Source organism: Pseudomonas sp. GL_093, assembly GCF_057837605.1.
Genome location: NZ_CM174448.1, coordinates 3,472,501 through 3,491,334 on the forward strand (window position 1 = coordinate 3,472,501; position 18,834 = coordinate 3,491,334).

Annotated in this window: 11 protein-coding genes; 8 read left to right on the forward strand and 3 right to left on the reverse strand. The window is 59.4% G+C overall.

All coding sequences use genetic code 11. The features are described from left to right. The first annotated feature begins 305 nt into the window (after nucleotides 1-305). From AC3IUE_RS16025 to AC3IUE_RS16040, 4 genes are all read left to right on the forward strand, one after another. Nucleotides 306-1,883 (forward strand): autotransporter outer membrane beta-barrel domain-containing protein, encoded by a 1,578-nt coding sequence (locus AC3IUE_RS16025; protein WP_489268861.1) that lies wholly within the window; start codon nucleotides 306-308, stop codon nucleotides 1,881-1,883. 222 nt (nucleotides 1,884-2,105) lie between these two features. After that, a complete protein-coding gene (locus AC3IUE_RS16030) occupies nucleotides 2,106-5,153 on the forward strand; it encodes an autotransporter domain-containing protein (RefSeq protein ID WP_489268688.1) in 3,048 nt (1,015 codons plus the stop codon). A 23-nt stretch (nucleotides 5,154-5,176) separates the two neighbouring features. Then, nucleotides 5,177-6,865 carry a polyurethane esterase gene (locus tag AC3IUE_RS16035; RefSeq protein ID WP_489268690.1) on the forward strand — a complete coding sequence of 563 codons (1,689 nt, stop codon included), beginning with the start codon at nucleotides 5,177-5,179 and terminating at the stop codon, nucleotides 6,863-6,865. A gap of 95 nt (nucleotides 6,866-6,960) precedes the next feature. Then, entirely contained in the window at nucleotides 6,961-8,814 is a 1,854-nt protein-coding gene (locus tag AC3IUE_RS16040; RefSeq protein ID WP_489268692.1) for a polyurethane esterase, read from the forward strand. 122 nt (nucleotides 8,815-8,936) lie between these two features. Here the strand turns inward: AC3IUE_RS16040 and AC3IUE_RS16045 are convergent, their stop codons facing one another. After that, nucleotides 8,937-9,161, reverse strand: coding sequence for a YgdI/YgdR family lipoprotein (locus AC3IUE_RS16045; RefSeq protein WP_461998419.1), 225 nt, complete (start codon nucleotides 9,159-9,161; stop codon nucleotides 8,937-8,939). A gap of 208 nt (nucleotides 9,162-9,369) precedes the next feature. Between AC3IUE_RS16045 and AC3IUE_RS16050 the strand changes: the two genes are divergently transcribed. The 4 genes from AC3IUE_RS16050 (at nucleotide 9,370) to AC3IUE_RS16065 (ending at nucleotide 16,359) form a co-directional block, all read left to right on the forward strand. Continuing rightward, nucleotides 9,370-11,037: a VRR-NUC domain-containing protein gene (locus tag AC3IUE_RS16050; RefSeq protein WP_489268694.1), complete on the forward strand. Its 1,668-nt coding sequence runs from the start codon at nucleotides 9,370-9,372 to the stop codon at nucleotides 11,035-11,037. Next, on the forward strand, nucleotides 11,034-13,313 hold the full coding sequence (locus AC3IUE_RS16055) for an ATP-dependent DNA helicase (protein ID WP_489268696.1): 2,280 nt from the start codon (nucleotides 11,034-11,036) through the stop codon (nucleotides 13,311-13,313). The genes AC3IUE_RS16050 and AC3IUE_RS16055 overlap by 4 nt, the downstream gene beginning before the upstream one ends. A 127-nt stretch (nucleotides 13,314-13,440) precedes the next feature. Beyond that, a complete protein-coding gene (locus tag AC3IUE_RS16060; protein WP_489268698.1) occupies nucleotides 13,441-14,349 on the forward strand; it encodes a zeta toxin family protein in 909 nt (302 codons plus the stop codon). 87 nt (nucleotides 14,350-14,436) lie between these two features. After that, nucleotides 14,437-16,359, forward strand: coding sequence for a hybrid sensor histidine kinase/response regulator (locus AC3IUE_RS16065; protein WP_489268700.1), 1,923 nt, complete (start codon nucleotides 14,437-14,439; stop codon nucleotides 16,357-16,359). Between the two features lie 376 nt (nucleotides 16,360-16,735). Here AC3IUE_RS16065 and AC3IUE_RS16070 read toward each other — a convergent pair whose 3' ends face one another. Continuing rightward, on the reverse strand, nucleotides 16,736-17,212 hold the full coding sequence (locus AC3IUE_RS16070; RefSeq protein WP_461998423.1) for a PA2171 family ribosome-binding persister protein: 477 nt from the start codon (nucleotides 17,210-17,212) through the stop codon (nucleotides 16,736-16,738). Between the two features lie 286 nt (nucleotides 17,213-17,498). After that, the gene (locus AC3IUE_RS16075) at nucleotides 17,499-18,653 is read right to left on the reverse strand and encodes a MalY/PatB family protein (protein WP_489268703.1); all 1,155 of its coding nucleotides are present in this window, start codon (nucleotides 18,651-18,653) and stop codon (nucleotides 17,499-17,501) included. Nucleotides 18,654-18,834: the final 181 nt, after the last annotated feature.

An 18,834-nucleotide genomic window follows, 5' to 3' on the forward strand; every position in this document is an offset into this window, starting at 1 on the left:
TCGAACGGGCGATGCACGGGCCGGGGCAATTACTCGGACGTTTCGACGCCAATCTGGGGGCAGGGCAGAGCGATGTCTGGAGCAACGACATCACCGACAAGGCGCTGATTCAGCGTCAGAGCGAAGACGCGGCGGAACACAGTGCCTGGCAACAGACACTGCTGACCAAAGGTTGGGAGAACGGTGTACCGGTTGGTGCCAGCCAGCAGGATCAGACCGACTATGCGGTGGGCACGGCCCGGGATCTTGCAGCCTCCACTCGGGTCTACGAAGGCAGCCTGATCAAGTCCGGTGCCGGGCACCTGATGCTGACCGGCGACAGCACTTATCGCGGGCCGACTACGGTGAATGGCGGTCTGCTGTCGGTCAACGGTTCGCTGGCATCGCAAGTGACCGTCAATGACAGCGGCACGCTGGGCGGATCGGGGCGCGTCGGCGCACTGACCGCCAACCGCGGCGCTACGGTTGCGCCCGGCAATTCCATTGGCACCTTGCAGGTCAGCGGCGACGTCACGTTTGCGCCGGGTTCGACCTACGCGGTGGAGCTGTCGCCGACCGAGAGCGACCGGATCGTCGCGGGCGGCACGGCCACGGTCAGCGGCGCGACCGTCAGCCTGTCACTGGAAAACAGCCCGACCTTGCTCAGCACTCAACAAGTGCAAAGCCTGCTCGGTCATCAGTACAACATCCTGCAAGCGGCCGGCGGTATTCAAGGTCAGTTCGGCGCGGTGCTGCCCAATTATCTATACATCGGCGGCAGCCTCGATTACGCCGCCACCGGTATTCAACTGAGTGTCGAGCGTAACGACACAACCTTCGCCAGCGTCGGCCAAACGCCGAATCAGCGCTCCGTAGCCTCCGCCGTTGAAGGGCTAGGGGCGGGCAATCCGGTTTACGAAAGCCTGCTGCTGTCGCCCACCGCGACGTCCGCCCAACAGGCGTTTCAGCAGTTGTCGGGGGAAATCTATCCGGCGCTGGGTTCGGTACTGATCAACGACAGCCGCTACCTGCGTGATGCGGTTGGCGAGCGGCTGATTGACGCCCAAGGCACTCAAAGCAATGGCTGGATCAAGGCGCTGGGCGCCTGGGGCAAGACTGATGAGCGCCATGACACCGCCGGTTACACCACCTCGATTGGCGGCTTGCTCGCCGGTGTCGACGGGGCGCTCGATGAGCAAACCCGGATCGGTCTGGTCACCGGCTATAGCGACAGCTCGGTGAGCATGGGCTCCGGCACTCACTCATCGGCCAAGGTCGACAGCTATCACCTGGGTGCTTATGCCGGCCGCGAGTTGGGTACCTGGCGCCTGAGTGCCGGCGGTGCCTACAGCTGGCATCGCGCCGACGTCAAACGTGACCTGCAATACGGCGACGTCAGTGCCAAACAGAAAGCCAAGGTTGATGCCGGGACCACCCAAGTGTTCGGTGAAGCGGCTTATCGCCTGAACCTGCAACCGCTGGCGCTCGAACCTTTCGCGAACCTGGCTTACGTGCATCTCGACACCGAAGGTTTCACCGAGAAAGGTGACGCCGCCGCGCTGAAAAGCAGTGGTGACACGCGTGACGCGGTGCTCAGCACATTGGGCGTGCGCGCATTGAAAACCGTGAACCTGTCCGGCCAGCAGAAACTGGACCTGAGCGGCAGCCTCGGCTGGCAGCACAACCTGAGCCATACCGATTCCGACGAACACTTGGCGTTTGCCGGCGGCAGCACAGCGTTTTCCGTGGAGAGTTCGCCAATGGTGCGTGATGCGGCGCTGGTGGGCGCCCATGCCAGCCTGGCCCTGAGCCGGGACATCCGCTTGAACCTCGATTACACCGGCCAATTGGCCAGCCGCGAGAAAAGCCATGGCGTAGGGCTCAGCCTCAATTGGCAGTTTTAACCCGAACCCTTGTAGCAGCTGGCGCAGCCTGCGTTCGGCTGCGCAGCAGTCGTAAACCCTGCATGCACGGCGTATCTGACGGACCGCAGAGTCTGATTTTGCGACTGCTTCGCAGCCGGACGCAGGCTGCGCCAGCTGCTACAGGGGGCGTGCTTCACAAATAGAAATAGGTGCTTTTGAAGGCACAGGGATTTTTGCAACACAACTAAGGACGGTAGCTGGATGAATAACAAGCACAACAACCTTGCCATGCTCTGCGCATTGGCCACCCTCGGTACCGCGCAAGCGGCGCCTTACGTGGAAAACGGTAGAGCGGGCGATCCCAACAGTTGGCGCAGCACTGAATTCAATGCCGATTGGGGGCTGGGAGCGGTCAACGCACAAGAGGCCTACGCCGCCGGTTACACCGGTAAAGGCGTGAAGCTGGGGATCTTCGATCAACCGGTCTACGCCGCGCATCCGGAGTTTTCCGGCCCGAACAAAGTGATCACTCTGGTCACCAGCGGCATCCGCGAATACACCGACCCGTACATCCCGGTCAAAGCCGGCGATGCGTTTCGCTACGACGGTTCGCCCTCGATCGGTTACGACGGCAAGCTGGGTGCCCACGGCACCCACGTTGGCGGGATCGCTGCCGGCAGTCGCGATGGTGGCCCGATGCATGGCGTGGCGTTCGGCGCACAGATCATCAGTGCGGACAACGGAGATCCGGGCCCGGAAGACGGCATCATTCGCGGCAACGACGGCGCGGTCTACAAGGCCGGTTGGGATGCCTTGATCGCAAGCGGCGCGCGGATCATCAACAACAGTTGGGGCATCGGCATCACCGATCGCTTCGACCTCGGCGGACGCAACCCCGCCTACCCGCATTTCACCGTGCAGGACGCGCAATTGCAGTTCAACGAGATCCGTCCGTTACTCGGGACCAAACCGGGCGGAGCCTACGATGGCGCCATCGCGGCGGCCCGCAGCGGTATCGTGACGATCTTCGCGGCCGGCAACGACTACAACCTCAACAACCCGGATGCCATTGCAGGCCTGGGCTATTTCGTCCCGGACATCGCGCCGAACTGGGTGACCGTGGCGGCGTTGCAGAAAAACCCGGACCTCAACAGCCCGGACCTCTACAACATCAGCACCTTCTCATCGCGCTGCGGCTACACCGCCAGCTTTTGCGTGTCCGCACCGGGCAGCAAGATCTACAGCTCGATCATCAGCGGTACCAACGCCGACAACCTGACCACCGGCTACACCAACTACAACGGCACGTCGATGGCGGCGCCGCATGTCGCCGGTTCCATGGCCGTGCTGATGGAACGCTTCCCGTACATGACCGGCGCCCAGGTCGCCAGCGTGTTGCGCACCACGGCCACCGACCTCGGTGCGCCAGGTGTCGATTCGCTGTACGGCTGGGGCATGATCAACCTGCGCAAAGGCATCGATGGCCCGGCGATGTTTGTCACCGAGCAGGACATTCCCGAGGAGTTCCGCATTCAGGGTGCCTATGGTTCCAGTCAGTTTGTGGCGGACTTGCCAGGGATCGGCGCGATCATCGACGCGGGCAAACCGACTCAACGCGTGTGCAATGACGTGCACTGCGGCCTCGACACGTGGCGCAACGACATTTCCGGCCATGGTGGCCTGACCAAACAGGGCATCGGCACGCTGGTGCTGACCGGCGCCAACACCTACGCCGGCCCGACCCTGGTCAATCAGGGCCGCTTGGCCATCAACGGCTCGCTGCTCTCGGCGGTCACCGTCAACGACAGCGGGATCCTCGGCGGTAATGGCCGCATCGGCGCATTGACCGCGAAAAGCGGTGGCACCGTAGCGCCAGGCAATTCCATCGGCACCTTGCAAGTGGCGGGCGACGTCACCTTCGAGCCTGGTTCGACCTACGCCGTGGAGTTATCGCCGACCAGCAGCGATCAGATCGTGGCGGGCGGTAAAGCCGTGATCGACGGCGCTACCGTCAGCCTGTCCCTGGAAAACAGCCCGACCTTGCTGACCACCAGCGAAGTGAAATCCTTGCTCGGCCATCAGTACAACATTCTGCAAGCGGCCGGCGGGATCGAAGGGCGTTTCGGCGCCGTGCTCCCGGATTATCTGTTCATCGGAGGCACACTCGGCTACTCGGCCAATGGCATCCAATTGGCGGTAGAGCGCAACGCAGCGTCCTTCGCCAGCGTCGGCCAAACCCCGAACCAACGCGCCGTCGCCGCGGCCGCCGAGCAACTGGGCGCCGGTAATCCGCTCTATGAAACCTTGCTGCTTTCGCCGACTGCCGCCGTCGCGCAACAAGCCTTCCAGCAACTGTCTGGTGAGATTCACCCGGCAATCGGCACGCTGCTGATCAACGACAGCCGTTACCTGCGCGATGCCGTCGGCGAACGCCTGCGTGAACGTGATCTGTTTGACGCCGCGGCACCGACCGATGACCGCAGCAACGCCTGGGTCAAAGTCCTCGGCGCCTGGGGCAAGAGCGATGGCGGGCATGACAACGCCAGTTCCAACAGCTCCATCGGCGGCTTGCTGGCCGGTGTCGACGGGCTGATCACTGAAGATACGCGGCTGGGTTTCGTAACCGGTTACAGCGACAGTTCGTTGAGCATGGGCGATGGCACGCATTCGTCAGCCTCCGTCGATAGCTACCACTTGGGCGCCTATCTGGGCCATGAAATCGATGCGCTGCGTCTGAGCGTCGGCGGCGCCTACAGCTGGCATCGCATCGACGTGAAGCGTGATCTGCAATTCGGCGACGTCAGCGGCAAACAGAAATCCAAACGCGATGCGACAACCGCACAACTGTTTACCGAAGCGGCGTATCGCCTGGACCTGCAACCGCTGGCACTGGAACCGTTCGCCAACCTGGCTTACGTGCACCTGAACAGCGACAGCTTCACCGAGAAAGGTGATGCCGCAGCGCTCAAGGGCGGCGAAGACAACCGCGACGCCGTGCTCTCGACCCTCGGCCTGCGGGCGAGCAAAGCGATTGCCCTGTCGGACAAGCAGCAGCTGGAACTGTCCGGCACGCTGGGCTGGCAGCACAACCTGAGCAACACCCGTTCCGAAGATCATCTGGCCTTCGCCAACGGCAACACCGCGTTCAGCGTGCAGAGCGTTTCCCTGGATCGTAACGCCGCCGTCATTGGTGCGCGGGCCGGTTTGGCGGTGGCGCAGGACGTTCGATTGAGCCTGGATTACAACGGACTGCTCGGCTCCCGCGAGAAAGACCACGGTGTTGGTCTGACGCTCGACTGGCAGTTCTGATTTGACGCAAAGGAAGCAAACCTATGGGACTGTTTGATTACAAAAATGCTGACGGCAAGGCGTTGTACAGCGACGCCATCGCCCTGACGTTGTACGCGTACACCCCGACGGGGCAGCCACTGCCTGCGACCGGTTGGGCGCCGATTGGCGCTACACAGCTGGGTTATCAAGGCAAGGTCGGCGCACAAGGCACCTTCTGTGGCGAGAAGGACGGCTTCACCAGCGCCGAAGCCGAAGTACTCGGCAAATACGACGCGGCGGGCAAGCTGATCGGTATCGGCATTGCCTTCCGAGGCACTGGTGGTCTGGGTTATAGCGACACCTTCGGCGACATGAAAAACAACCTGCTGGCGGCTGTCGGCCCGGTGGATTACGCTACGAACTATGCGAAAAACGCCTTCGACAATTTGCTCAAGGACGTCGCCGCGTTTGCGATCGGCCATGGCCTGAACGCCAGGGATGTTCTGGTCAGCGGTCACAGTCTCGGCGGATTAGGGGTCAACAGCCTCGCCGAACTGAGCGGCGACAACTGGGGCGGTTTCTTCAAGGAGGCCAACTACGTTGCCTTCGCCTCGCCGACCCAGAGCGCTACCGGCAACAACGTGCTGAACATCGGTTACGAGAACGATCCGGTGTTTCGGGTACTCGACGGCACGACATTCAGCAGCGGCTCCCTGGGCAAGCACGACGGTCATCAGGATTCGGCGACCAACAACATCGTCAACTTCAATGACCAGTACGCGTCCACCGCGCAGAACCTGGTGCCGTTCAGCATCCTCAACCCGCTGAACTGGTCGGCTCACGGCTCGCTGGGGTATGCCGACGGGTTGAACCGGGTGATCGACTCGCGTTTCTACAACCTCACCGACAAGGACTCGACGCTGATCGTGTCCAACCTGGCGGAAGCGTCCCGGGGCAAGACCTGGGTCGAGGACCTCGGTCGTAGCGGCGAACCTCACACCGGCAGCATATTCATCATCGGCACCGACAGCAATGACCTGCTCAAGGGCGGTGCCGGCAATGACTTCATCGAAGGCCGCGATGGCAATGACCGGTTCCGCGATGACGGTGGCTACAACCTCCTGCTGGGCGGCAAGGGCAGCAACACCTTCGAATTGCAGAAGCCGTTGCAGAACTTCAGCGTTGCCAACGACGGCGACGGCACGCTGTACGTGCGGGATGCCTATGGCGGCATCAGCATGACCCGCGACATCGGCGCGTTGGTCAGTCAGGAGTCGGGCTCATGGTGGGGGAGCAAGGAGGTGACTTACAGCGTGACCGCCAACGGTTTGCTCAACGGCAGCGAACTGACCCACTACAACCACTCGCTTAACGGTGACGCCTACGGCAACACACTGGCGGCCACTGTCGACGGCGACTGGTTGTTCGGCAATGCCGGCGACGACCTGCTGCGCAGCGACAAAAGCCAGGTGACGTTTGTCGGTGGCGCGGGCAATGACGTGATGCAGGCCTCGGGTGGCAACAACACCTTTCTGTTCAGCGGCGCCTTCGGTTTCGACGTGGTCAATGGCTACCAGAGCAACGACAAACTGCTGTTCATGGGCGTTCAGGGCGCGGGGCAGGGTTATGACTACACGCAACACGCTTCGCAGTCGGGCCATGACACGGTGCTGAAGATTGGCGACTTTGCCGTGACCCTGGTGGGAGTGGGACTGGATAACCTGTCGGCTTCAGGCATTACGTTTGCCTGAGGCTGCATGCACTAAATGCTCCGGGGCGCCTCGTGATCGGGCGTCCTGGTTGTGAGCTATCTCTAACAATTCCAACAAAGAGAGAGGCAATACCAATGGGTGTGTACGACTACAAAAACTTCGGTACAGCCGATTCCAAAGCGTTATTTACCGACGCGATGGCGATCACGCTGTATTCCTATCACAACCTGGATAACGGCTTTGCCACCGGTTATCAGCACAACGGCTTCGGCCTTGGCTTGCCGGCGACACTGGTGACCGCGCTAATCGGCGGCACCGACTCCCAGGGCGTCATTCCCGGAATCCCATGGAACCCCGATTCGGAAAAAGCCGCGCTGGACGCGGTGCAGAAAGCCGGCTGGACGCCCATCACCGCCACGCAACTGGGCTATGACGGCAAGGTCGATGCACGTGGAACGTTCTTCGGCGAGAAAACCGGGTACACCAGCGCTCAGGTGGAAATCCTCGGCAAGTACGACGCGCAGGGTCATCTCAGCGAAATCGGTATCGCCTTTCGCGGCACCAGCGGCCCACGAGAAAGCCAGATCAGCGACTCCATCGGCGATGTGATCAATGATCTGCTGGCGGCGCTGGGGCCCAAGGATTATGCGAAAAACTACGTCGGCGAAGCCTTCGGCGACCTGCTTGGCGACGTGGCGGCCTTTGCCCGGGCCAATGGCCTGTCGGGCAAGGACGTGCTGGTCAGCGGTCACAGCCTCGGCGGGCTGGCGGTCAACAGCCTGGCGGACTTGAGCACGGACAAGTGGTCCGGGTTCTACCAGGATTCCAACTACATCGCCTACGCCTCGCCGACCCAAAGCAGCACCGATAAAGTGCTGAACGTCGGTTACGAGAACGACCCGGTGTACCGCGCCCTCGATGGTTCATCCTTTAACCTGTCGTCGGTGGGCGTGCACGATGCCGCCAAGGTCTCGGCGACCGATAACATCGTCAGCTTCAACGACCACTACGCCTCGACCGCGTGGAATGTGCTGCCGTTTTCCATCCTCAACATCCCGACCTGGATCTCGCACTTGCCCACCGCCTATGGCGACGGCATGAACCGGGTGATCGAGTCGAAGTTCTACGACCTCACCAGCAAAGACTCGACGATCATCGTTGCCAACCTGTCGGACCCGGCGCGCGCCAACACTTGGGTTCAGGATCTGAATCGCAACGCTGAAACCCACAAGGGCAGCACGTTCATCATCGGCAGTGACGGCGATGACCTGATTCAGGGTGGCAAGGGCAATGACTACCTGGAAGGCCGCGATGGCAACGACACCTTCCGCGACGGCGGTGGTTACAACATCCTGTTGGGCGGCAAGGGCAACAACGTGCTGGACGTGCAGCAGTCGGTGAAAAACTTCGACTTCGCCAATGACGGCGCCGGAAACCTGTACATCCGCGACGCCAATGGCGGCATCAGCATGACCCGCGACATCGGTAGCATTGTGACCAAGGAGCCAGGGTTTCTGTGGGGGCTGTTCAAGGATGACGTGACCCACAGCGTCACGGCCGAAGGCCTTAAGGCGGGCAGCAACCTGACTCAGTACGCGTCAACAGTGAAGGGCGGCGCCGGGGCCGATACGCTCACGGCTCACACCGGTGGTGATTGGTTGTTGGGGCTGGACGGCAACGACCATTTGCTCGGCGGCAAGGGCAACGATGTGTTTGTCGGCGGGGCAGGCAATGACTTACTGGAGTCGGGGGGCGGGATCGATACGTTCCTGTTTAGCGGCGCGTTTGGTCAGGACCGGGTGGTTGGTTACCAGGCCAGCGACAAACTGGTGTTTCTCGGGGTTCAGGGGGTGATGCCGAACGATGACTATCGGGCGCATGCCACGGCAGTAGGGCACGACACGGTGCTGACGTTTGGCGGGGATTCGGTGACGTTGGTTGGGGTTGGGCTGGATAGCTTGTCCAGTGGAGGGGTTGTTATCGCCTGAGGGTGATGCGCCGTCTGTGAGGGACTCTTCGCGAGCAGGCTCGCTCCCACATTGGAACTCGGTCTAATGTGGGAGCGAGCCGGCTCCGGGCGGCGTTCCGACGATGAACGATGACTCGGTATTTAGTCTTCCCGTCGAATCGTGGTCACTTCATCAGCCTTGACCTTCACTTTCGCCCCGGAAATATCTTCGAATTCAAAGAAGCCGTCCTTGGTCTTGGTTTTCGGCATGTCCTTGGTCAAATACTGGGTGCCGTTCTGCAGCGTTACAACCGTTGGCGTCGAGCAACCGGCCAGGGCCAGAAAGGCCGCTACCGCCAGGGGGAAGCCCAGAGTCTTGATATTCATAACCACCTCTCAACCTTCAAAAAAACAGCGCGACTGCCACGAACGAAATCAATCGTCACTGCGCCTCTAACGCGGTTAGGTGCGATGGATCGACAGAAAGTTCAGAAACACCCAAAAAATTACCGATTAACGCCGCCGCTTATCCTTTTCCGTTTGCACGGGGCAGGGCGTAGCTGGTATCTGTACGCATAACCAGTACTCGCTCGCCATGGCCTTTTTTCCTGTGACTGCAAACCCTCTCGACGATCCGTTCTACTACTTGAACAACTTCATGCAAGTGCTTGATTGGCTTGAGCATCGCTATGCCGATGTGTTGAGTGTCGAAGAGCAGCACTTCATCCGCGAGTTCAAGCGGTTGCCCCGTGAACCCAGGGCGCTGCTGGTCAGGATGGTGATGCGCAAGGGGAATCACTTCCGGGCGAGCAAGCTGCATTACGTCGAAATCGGCGACATCGCCATTGCCGCCGGCCCACTGCTGGCGCTGGGCTGGATCGATGAGCAATCGCCGCTGTCGATCGAAGCGCTGTTCGAGGTGCTGCTCAAGGCGGAAATTCTCCAGTGTTTTGGCGCCACCATCGATCAACCCAAGGGAAAAAAGACCGATTGGCTGCCCGCACTGAGCGAACAGTTTCCCCAGGCCCAAAGTTTCGGCCAGTGGTGCCCGTCGCTGGATGATCGATTGTTCAGCCTGACCATCATGGGCCTGTGCGACCGGCTGCGCTTGATGTTTTTTGGCAATCTTTACCAGGACTGGTCCGAGTTCGTACTGGCTGACCTGGGCATCTTTACCTATGAAAAGGTCGAGTTCTGTGCCGACTCCCGAGGCCTGCGCAGCCGTGACGACGTGGACGCCTGCCTCTTTCTTTATGAGTGTCAGCAGCATTTTGAGGCCGGCGAAGCCGTGGAAGGCATTGTCGAGCAGATCAAAGGGCTGGCGCTGAGCAATCCCTGGCTGCAACGACGTCGCGGCAAACTGTTGTTCCAGATCGGTCAACACTGCGAGCGCCTGGCGGATTTCTCTAACGCACTGACGATCTACCGCGAGTGTGCCTATCCCGGCGCGCGCCTGCGGTTGATTCGCGTATTGGAGCGCTGCGGTGAATATCAGCTGGCCATGGACCTGGCCGTCGCAGTGGAGCAATCGCCGGAAAGTGTCGCCGAACAGCAACAGTTGCTGCGTGTGCTGCCCAGGCTGCGGCGCAAGTTGGGCGGACCGGTGATAAAGCGCTCGTCCCCACGGGAAATGCTGCGCCTGGACCTGCAACTGCCCAGAACCGACCCGGCGCTGTCGGTGGAATATTACGTTCAGGCGCATTTGGCGGAAGATTCGGCACCGGTGCATTACGTCGAAAACAGCCTGATCAACTCGCTGTTCGGTCTGCTGTGCTGGCCGGCGATTTTTGCGCCGTTGCCGGGGGCGTTTTTCCACCCGTTCCAGCGTGGGCCTGTGGATCTGCTCAATGAGGACTTTCACGAACGCCGCGCGGAGCTGTTCCAGGGCTGCCTGGCTGAACTCGATGACGGGCGTTACCGCCAGACGATTCGCGAACGCTATGCCAGCAAGTGGGGCGTGCAGTCGCCCTTCGTGTTCTGGGGTGTGCTGAGCGAAGAATTGCTCGATCAGGCACTCGATTGCTTGCCGGCCGAACACCTCAAGCACTGGTTCAATCGACTGCTGTTGGACATCAAGGCCAATCGCGCCGGCATGCCGGACCTGATCCAGTTTTGGCCGCAGGACAAAACCTACCGGATGATCGAAGTCAAAGGGCCCGGTGATCGCCTGCAAGACAACCAATTGCGCTGGCTCGAGTTCTGTCATGAGCACCAGATGCCGATTGCTGTCTGCTACGTGCAATGGGCGGAGCAGGGCGCTTGAGTTACAGCATCGCGGTGCGGGCGCTGTGTGAATTCACCGCCAAGGTGGGTGACCTCGACCTGCGTTTTACGCCTTCACCGACGGCGCTGGAAGGGATTGTCGGGCACCGTACGGTGGCGTCCCGGCGTAGCGAGGGCTACCAGAGTGAAGTCGCGCTTGAAGGCCAGTATCAAACGTTAAAGGTAAAGGGCCGGGCCGACGGCTACGATCCCGCGCAAAACTGCCTGGAAGAAGTCAAAACCTATCGCGGCGACTTGAGCAAGCAACCGGCCAACCACCGTCAGCTGCACTGGGCGCAGGCGAAGATTTACGGTTGGTTGATGTGTCAGAAACTGGAGCTGGCGCAGATCAATCTGGCCCTGGTGTATTTCGACATCGTCAGCGAAAAGGAAACCTGCCTGGTCGAAGCGTTCAGCGCCGCGCAACTGCGGCTGTTCTTCGAACAACATTGCGCCTTGTTCCTGCATTGGGCCGAACAGGAAATGGCTCATCGCGAAGGGCGTAATCGGGCGGCGCAACAACTGGCGTTTCCCCACGCCGACTTTCGACCGGGGCAGCGTCATCTGGCGGAATCGGTGTTCAAGGCCGTCAGCACCGGTCGTTGCTTGATGGCCCAGGCGCCCACGGGGATCGGCAAGACGGTCGGCACGCTGTTCCCGATGCTCAAGGCCCTGGCGCCGCAGCAACTGGACAAGGTGTTCTTCCTCACGGCGAAAACCCCGGGGCGCAAACTGGCACTGGACGCCGCGCAGGTGATCCTCGACAGCGCCGACGCGCCACCCTTGCGGGTGCTCGAAATGATCGCCCGGGACAAGGCCTGCGAGCATCCGGACAAAGCCTGTCACGGCGAATCCTGCCCGCTGGCCCGGGGGTTTTATGATCGCTTGCCCGCCGCTCGCCAGGCGGCCAGCAAATTGTCCCTGCTGAACCAGAACGCTTTGCGCGAGGTCGCCCTGCAACACGACGTCTGTCCCTACTACCTGAGCCAGGAAATGGCCCACTGGGCAGACGTGGTGGTCGCCGATTACAACTACTATTTCGATTTCAGCGCGCTGCTGTTCGGGCTGGCCCAGGCTAATAACTGGAACGTCGCGGTGCTGGTGGACGAAGCACACAACCTGGTGGAGCGCGGCCGGCAGATGTACAGCGCCAGCCTCGACCAATCGACCCTCAACGGCGTACGAAAAACCGCGCCCGAGGCGTTGAAAAAACCTTTGCAACGGGTCAACCGTGAGTGGAATGCCCTGCATAACCTGCAACTCGGCGCCTATCAGGCCTATGACAAAGCCCCGGAAAAACTGCTCCAGGCGTTGTCGTCGTGCAGCGCAAGCATCGGCGATTACCTGAACGATCATCCGCAAGGCCTGGAGGGCGCGTTACAGAACTGCTATTTCGACATGCTGCAATTTTGCCGGGTGGCCGAACTCTTCGATGAACAGTTCCTGTTCGACATCAGCAAACGCGACCTCGACCGCCAACGCAACCTGTCGCAGCTGTGCCTGCGCAACGTGGTGCCCGCCGGCTTCATCCGCCCACGCTTGACGGCTGCACGCAGCACCGTGCTGTTTTCCGCGACCCTGAGCCCTCGCCACTACTATGCCGATCTGCTGGGTACGCCGGCGAACACGGTGTGGATAGACGTTGAATCGCCATTTCACGCCGATCAGCTGCAAGTGCACATCGTCAGCCAGATCTCTACGCGGTTCGTCCATCGCCAGTCATCCCTTGCACCGATCGTCGAGCTGATCGCCCGGCAGTTCAGCCAACGTCCCGGCAACTACCTGGCGTTTTTCAGCAGCTTTGATTATTTGCAGCAAGTGGCGCAGTTGCTGGCCGAGAAACATCCACACATCAACCTATGGTCGCAGTCCCGAGGCATGGGGGAAGGGCAGCGACAGGACTTTCTCGATCAGTTCACCGCCGAGAGCCAGGGCGTCGGTTTTGCAGTGTTGGGCGGGGCTTTTGGCGAAGGCATCGACTTGCCGGGCGCGCGACTGATCGGAGCGTTTATCGCCACCCTCGGCCTGGCTCAACTCAACCCGGTCAACGAGCAGTTGAAACAGCGCATGGCAGTGATTTTCGGCGCCGGTTATGACTACACCTACCTGTTTCCCGGCGTACAGAAAGTGGTACAGGCGGCGGGGAGGGTGATCCGCACCCAGCAGGATCAAGGGGTGGTGATGTTGATCGATGACCGGTTTGGCGACACCAAGGTCAAGCAGTTACTGCCGCGTTGGTGGTCGATTGCTCCGAGGATTTTGCACGCTATCGAGTAGGATTTTTACTTTAAAAACATCGACATATCTTGAAAGAAAGGCCCATTTGAACAATCAGCGAATGCGGTCTTTATTCAAAGAGCCAGTCATCACTTTCAAGCTGAATCTTTGATAAGGAAATCAAGATATGTCAGTAGCACCGAAATACACATACACCCCTGAGCAGGTCACCGCAGCATTCAATGAGATAAAAGCAACGCTGTTCAGCGGCATCAAGGCCGAGGCAACCCCAAAAATTCTGGTCGTTGCCGGGCTGCAAGGGTCAGGCAAAACCTATCTGCTGGAAAAGAACCTGCTGCCTTCAAAACGCTACGACAACTATGTTCGCCTGTACCTGCCTGACTACCGCAAGAAACACCCCCAATATGCAGAGATGATCAAGCTCGGGGGCTTGCATGCGTACGAGCATACCGAGGCATTTGTTCGTGAAGTCAGTACGAAGATCTTTACACAGGCCTTCACCGGTAAATTCAACATCATCATGGAGTGTGCGTTCGATAGCCTCGATTTCGCGGCCTTCCCGCCGTCGGCGACCGCCGCCGGTTATCAGTTCGAAAATCACATCGTGGGCTGCACTCAAGAGTTTGCTCATGTGTCGAGCATTAAACGAGCGTTCAAAAGCCTTGAAGACCAGGAAATGGAACGGTTTGTCACGATATCGACGCTGGATGCCAGCATGCGTTATGCGCCTGCGATCATCCTGGCCTTCGAGACGGCTGCAAAGGCGGTCAGCGGCTCGCAAGTCAGTTTGTACGAACGCGGGTTCGGCGTGTTGAACGAGCGAACCTTGATTGCCCAGAATACTTACTCCAAAGCTGCCAACGGTTCCGTCAGCACAACCACATCCAAAGTGGATTTTGCGTACAGCGTCTATTCGAGCATCATCGACAACCGTGTCTTCGCGGTGAGTGATCGCGATGAAGTCGTCAAAGAGTGTCATCTGGCACTGCTCAAGACGACGACTCATGCTCGGCATGTTCCGAATTTCGTCTACAACGATCTGTACGCCTACATTGTCCAATACGTGAATCGGTAACGCTGGGCGACGAGTACCGTTTTTCCGACTTTCCAAATGCGTGGTTTGTCGCATACTCCAAAAAAACGGTCATACCAAGAGGGATCAATGAACGAGGATCGGACCAAAGCCAACGCCATCGACGACAGTCGTTTTCGCCTGTTGATCGATGCTGTGATTGACTACGCGATCTACATGATTGATCCCGAAGGCATCATCACCAGCTGGAACGCTGGCGCCAGGCGTTTCAAGGGGTATGAAGAGGCCGAGATTCTCGGTCAGCATTTTTCGCGGTTCTATACCGAAGAGGATCGCCGTGTCGGTTTGCCCCAGCGAGCGCTGGACACGGCGATCAGGGAGGGGCGTTTCGAGGGGGAAGGCTGGCGGGTTCGCAAGGACGGCACGCATTTCTGGTGCCACGTCGTCATTGATCCGATTCTCGACCCGTCGGGTAAGTTGCTAGGGTTTGCCAAGATTACCCGCGACCTGACCGACCGCAAAATGGCCGAAGAAGTCCTCAAGCAAAGCGAGCAGCAGTTCCGCCTGCTGGTTCAAAGCGTCACTGATTACGCCATCTACATGCTCACCCCGGATGGCCGCATGACCAACTGGAACCTTGGGGCTCAGCGCATCAAGGGCTACTTGCCCGAAGAAGTCATCGGCCAGCATTTTTCGATGTTTTACACCCCGGAAGATCGCGAGGCCGGCGAACCACAACGGACCCTGGACATTGCAGTACGTGAGGGGAGATTCGAAAACAAAGGCTGGCGTGTGCGCAAGGACGGTACGCGGTTCCTGGCACATGTCGTGGTGGACCCGATTTGGGGCGACACCGGAACGTTACTCGGCTTTGCCAAGATCACCCGTGATATCACCGAAGTCACACAAGCCCAGCAGGCCCTTGAGCAAACCCGCGAAGCGCTGTTTCAGGCGCAGAAGCTGCAGGTCATCGGTCAACTCAGTGGTGGCATTGCCCACGACTTCAACAACTTGCTGACCGTCATCCTTGGCAATCTGGAGATCATCCGCAAACGCGTCGGGGACGATTCGAGAATTACCCGATTGGTGGACAACGCCACTCAAGGTGCGTTGCGTGGCGTAACCCTGACTCAGCGCATGCTGGCGTTTGCCAGACGCCAGGAGCTCAAGTCCGAACCTGTCGAGATTCCGAAGCTGGTGCATGGGATTACCGGACTGTTGCGCAGCTCCCTCGGGCCTTCCGTGGTGCTCGAAACGCGCTTTTCGGCAGAACTTGAACCGGTCATGGCCGACGTCAATCAGCTCGAACTGGCGGTCCTGAACCTGGTGACCAACGCTCGCGATGCAATGCCCCATGGCGGAAAAATCGTTATCAGTGCCCAGACAGATGCTGTTCTGGACAAGGAGCAGCTTTCCCTGGCGCCCGGTCGTTATGTCTGCCTGAGTGTTACCGACACCGGTGAGGGTATGGATGACGCGACGCTGGCATCGGCAACGGACCCTTTTTTCACCACAAAGGGCGTTGGCAAAGGTACTGGCCTGGGGCTGTCGATGGTTCATGGTTTTATCGAGCAATTGGGCGGCCGATTCGTTCTCAAGAGCCTGAAGGACAAAGGTACAACCGCCGAACTGTGGATACCCGTCGCCGCCGCTGGTTCAGTCGCCAAACCTGTTGCCGAGGAGCACGCCGCACCGCCCGTGCCCCGACTGTGTGTGTTGGTGGTGGACGACGACAGTCTGGTATTGACCAGTACCTGCCTGTTGCTCGAGGACCTGGGGCATCGAGTGATCAGTGCAGTGTCCGGTGCACAGGCGCTGGCCATGTTCGACAGCGAACAGGCGATTGATCTGGTCATCACCGACATGGCCATGCCACAGATGAATGGCGCGCAACTGGCGCAGGCCATCCGGATCATTAAGCCGAGCCTGCCGATCATTCTTGCCACTGGTTACGCCGAGCGCCTGGAAGGTTTCGCCACCAGACTTCCGCGCTTGTCCAAACCCTTTACCCAAATCAACCTGGTGGAAATCATCGCCACGACCATGAAATGACTAAGCCCGAGACCCTGCGCCTGGGGCTTTGCGAACCGATCAACCACGCCGCCAGCACCGTGACAAGCATCGCAGACCCCGTGTATTGTCATTCCAGCTGAACGTGTCCCGTGAACCGAACAACCAAAAAGGCCCGGCATATGCCTAATGCCGATCAGTTAAGCCAAAACGCGATCCGTAGCAGCTGGCGAAGCCTGCGTTCGGCTGCGCAGCAGTCGTAAAACCTGAGTTCGCGGTCTTCCTGAAACACCGCATCGTCTGACTTCACGACTGCTGCGCAGCCGAACGCAGGCTTCGCCAGCTGCTACGGATTGTGTTGTTCCTTAACTGATCGGCATTAGGCATATGCCGGGCTTTTTGTTGTCCTATCCGTGCATCAAGCCGCCAGATTGGCTGCGCTCATTTCTTTCTTGTACTGGGCTTTCAAACTTTCCATTTGCACCCCCAGCTCTTCCAGTGTGGCTTTGCCCAACAGCTTCTTGGCCTGAGGGAACATCTCGGTTTCCTCTTCTTCGATGTGGTGTTCCAGCAGTTCCTTGACCACTTTCACGCGACCGGCGAATTCCGGGGTGGACGGGTCGGTGACTTTCAGGTCTGGCAGCACCAGGGAATCAACGGTGCGATGTTCTTCCTTGGCTTCGTAATACATGACGTCCTGCTCCTTGCCCCCGGCTTTCTTGTACGCCGGGTACAAGACTTCTTCTTCGAGACGGGTATGGATGGCGATCTCCATTTCCAGTTTGGCCAGCAACTCGCCGCGCTTTTTAACACCACGCTCGGTGGATTCGCTTAATTGGGTCAGGATGCCTTTTACGCGTTCATGGTCGGCTTTCAACAAGTCTATGGCGTTCATGGTTGAGTCTCTCCAACGAGTCAGGGGGTGAGCGCGAACGGTCTAAAGGCCGAAAGTCGCTCATTGTCCTGGAGCATTTGTCGTGCCGCTTTGCTGGAGCGATAACTTGTTTATAAAACAATAAGTTGAAGTGATTGATGGCGAACTGAGGTCATGCAGCCTGCATGAGTCTGGAAATTGACTCATGCAGTTCGCAGTGGAGCATTGATGTTCCAGGCAATAAAAAGCCCGGCGATTGCGCCGGGCTTTTCAAGTTCAGGATATGGGTTCGGGTTGCTGGAGCGTGTCAGGCGTTGCGATTGAGCAAACTGCGCTCCATCCGCGCGATGCCTTCTTCCAGCAATGCCCGTGGGCAGCCGAAATTCAGGCGCACGAACTGTTTGCTGTCATCGCCGAAATCCAGACCCGCGCTCAACCCGACCTTGGCTTGCTCAAGGAAGAACTGCTGAGGGTTATCCAGTCCCAGCGCCGAGCAATCGAGCCACGCCAGATACGTGCCTTGCGGGATATTCATGGTCACACCCGGCAGTCGGGTGTTGACCGCGTCCACCAGATAATCCCGATTGCTTTGCAGATACGCCTTCAACCCGGCCAGCCAAGGGCCGCCTTCGCTGTAGGCGACGCGCGTCGCTTCCATGCCCAACGGGTTGACGCTGTCGACCATGCCGCAGCGGGCGTGGTTGACCTTTGCACGCAAAGCCGAGTCCTGAATAATCATGAACGATGTTTTCAGACCGGCGATGTTGTAGGCCTTGCTCGCCGACATCAGCGTGATGGTGCGCTTGGCGATTTCCGGGCTCAGGGAAGCCGTCGGAATGTGCACGCGCCCGTCGAAACACAGCTCGGCATGGATCTCGTCAGAGATGATCCAAGCATCGTGCTCCAGGCAGATGTCGGTGACCGCTTGCAGTTCTTCCCGCGGGAAGACTTTGCCCACCGGGTTGTGCGGGTTGCTCAGCAGCAGCGCACCGCCACCGGTCAGCGCCTGATTCAGGGCATCGAGTGGCGTGGCGTAAGTGCCGTCCGCCAACGCGTCGAATTCGAGTTCAACCTTGTTCAATCCCCAGTGACCCGGCGCATGACGCAGCGGCGGGTAGTTCGGGACCTGAACCACGACGTTCTGCTGCGGCTGGACCAGCGCATTCAGCGCCATGTTGAACCCCGACTCCACGCCCGGCAGGAAAATCAGTTCCTCAGGCAATACGCGCCAGGCGTACTTGTTCCACAGATCGGCGACGATGGCATCGCGCAAGTCATCCTGGGCCACGCTGTAGCCGAGCATCGGGTGTTCCAGACGTTTTTGCAGGGCCTGGAGGATCACCGGCGGTGCGGAGAAGTCCATGTCGGCCACCCACATCGGCAACACGTCGGCCGGGTAACGGCTCCATTTGGTACTGCCGGTGTTGTGGCGGTCGAACACCTGATCAAAATCGAAAGTCATGCTCAGTCTCATAAAGGGCAGGGTAAATCCGACGGTCATGATAAACGCCAAGCCCCTGTGGGAGCGAGCACCCACAGGTTGGGTGTGATGGCTGACGGCCCGGTGTTGCCCGATGGTCGGTTTTCACACAGTCAGTTCTAACATTGTCTACAGTTTTAAGTGTCGGCAGCCAGACTGCCGC

Coding starts and splice junctions, on each gene's coding strand:
- AC3IUE_RS16025 (WP_489268861.1), top strand. CDS start 306: ATGCTGACCGGCGACAGCACTTATCGCGGGCCGACTACGGTGAATGGC.
- AC3IUE_RS16030 (WP_489268688.1), top strand. CDS start 2,106: ATGAATAACAAGCACAACAACCTTGCCATGCTCTGCGCATTGGCCACC.
- AC3IUE_RS16035 (WP_489268690.1), top strand. CDS start 5,177: ATGGGACTGTTTGATTACAAAAATGCTGACGGCAAGGCGTTGTACAGC.
- AC3IUE_RS16040 (WP_489268692.1), top strand. CDS start 6,961: ATGGGTGTGTACGACTACAAAAACTTCGGTACAGCCGATTCCAAAGCG.
- AC3IUE_RS16045 (WP_461998419.1), bottom strand. CDS start 9,161: ATGAATATCAAGACTCTGGGCTTCCCCCTGGCGGTAGCGGCCTTTCTG.
- AC3IUE_RS16050 (WP_489268694.1), top strand. CDS start 9,370: ATGGCCTTTTTTCCTGTGACTGCAAACCCTCTCGACGATCCGTTCTAC.
- AC3IUE_RS16060 (WP_489268698.1), top strand. CDS start 13,441: ATGTCAGTAGCACCGAAATACACATACACCCCTGAGCAGGTCACCGCA.
- AC3IUE_RS16065 (WP_489268700.1), top strand. CDS start 14,437: ATGAACGAGGATCGGACCAAAGCCAACGCCATCGACGACAGTCGTTTT.
- AC3IUE_RS16070 (WP_461998423.1), bottom strand. CDS start 17,212: ATGAACGCCATAGACTTGTTGAAAGCCGACCATGAACGCGTAAAAGGC.
- AC3IUE_RS16075 (WP_489268703.1), bottom strand. CDS start 18,653: ATGACTTTCGATTTTGATCAGGTGTTCGACCGCCACAACACCGGCAGT.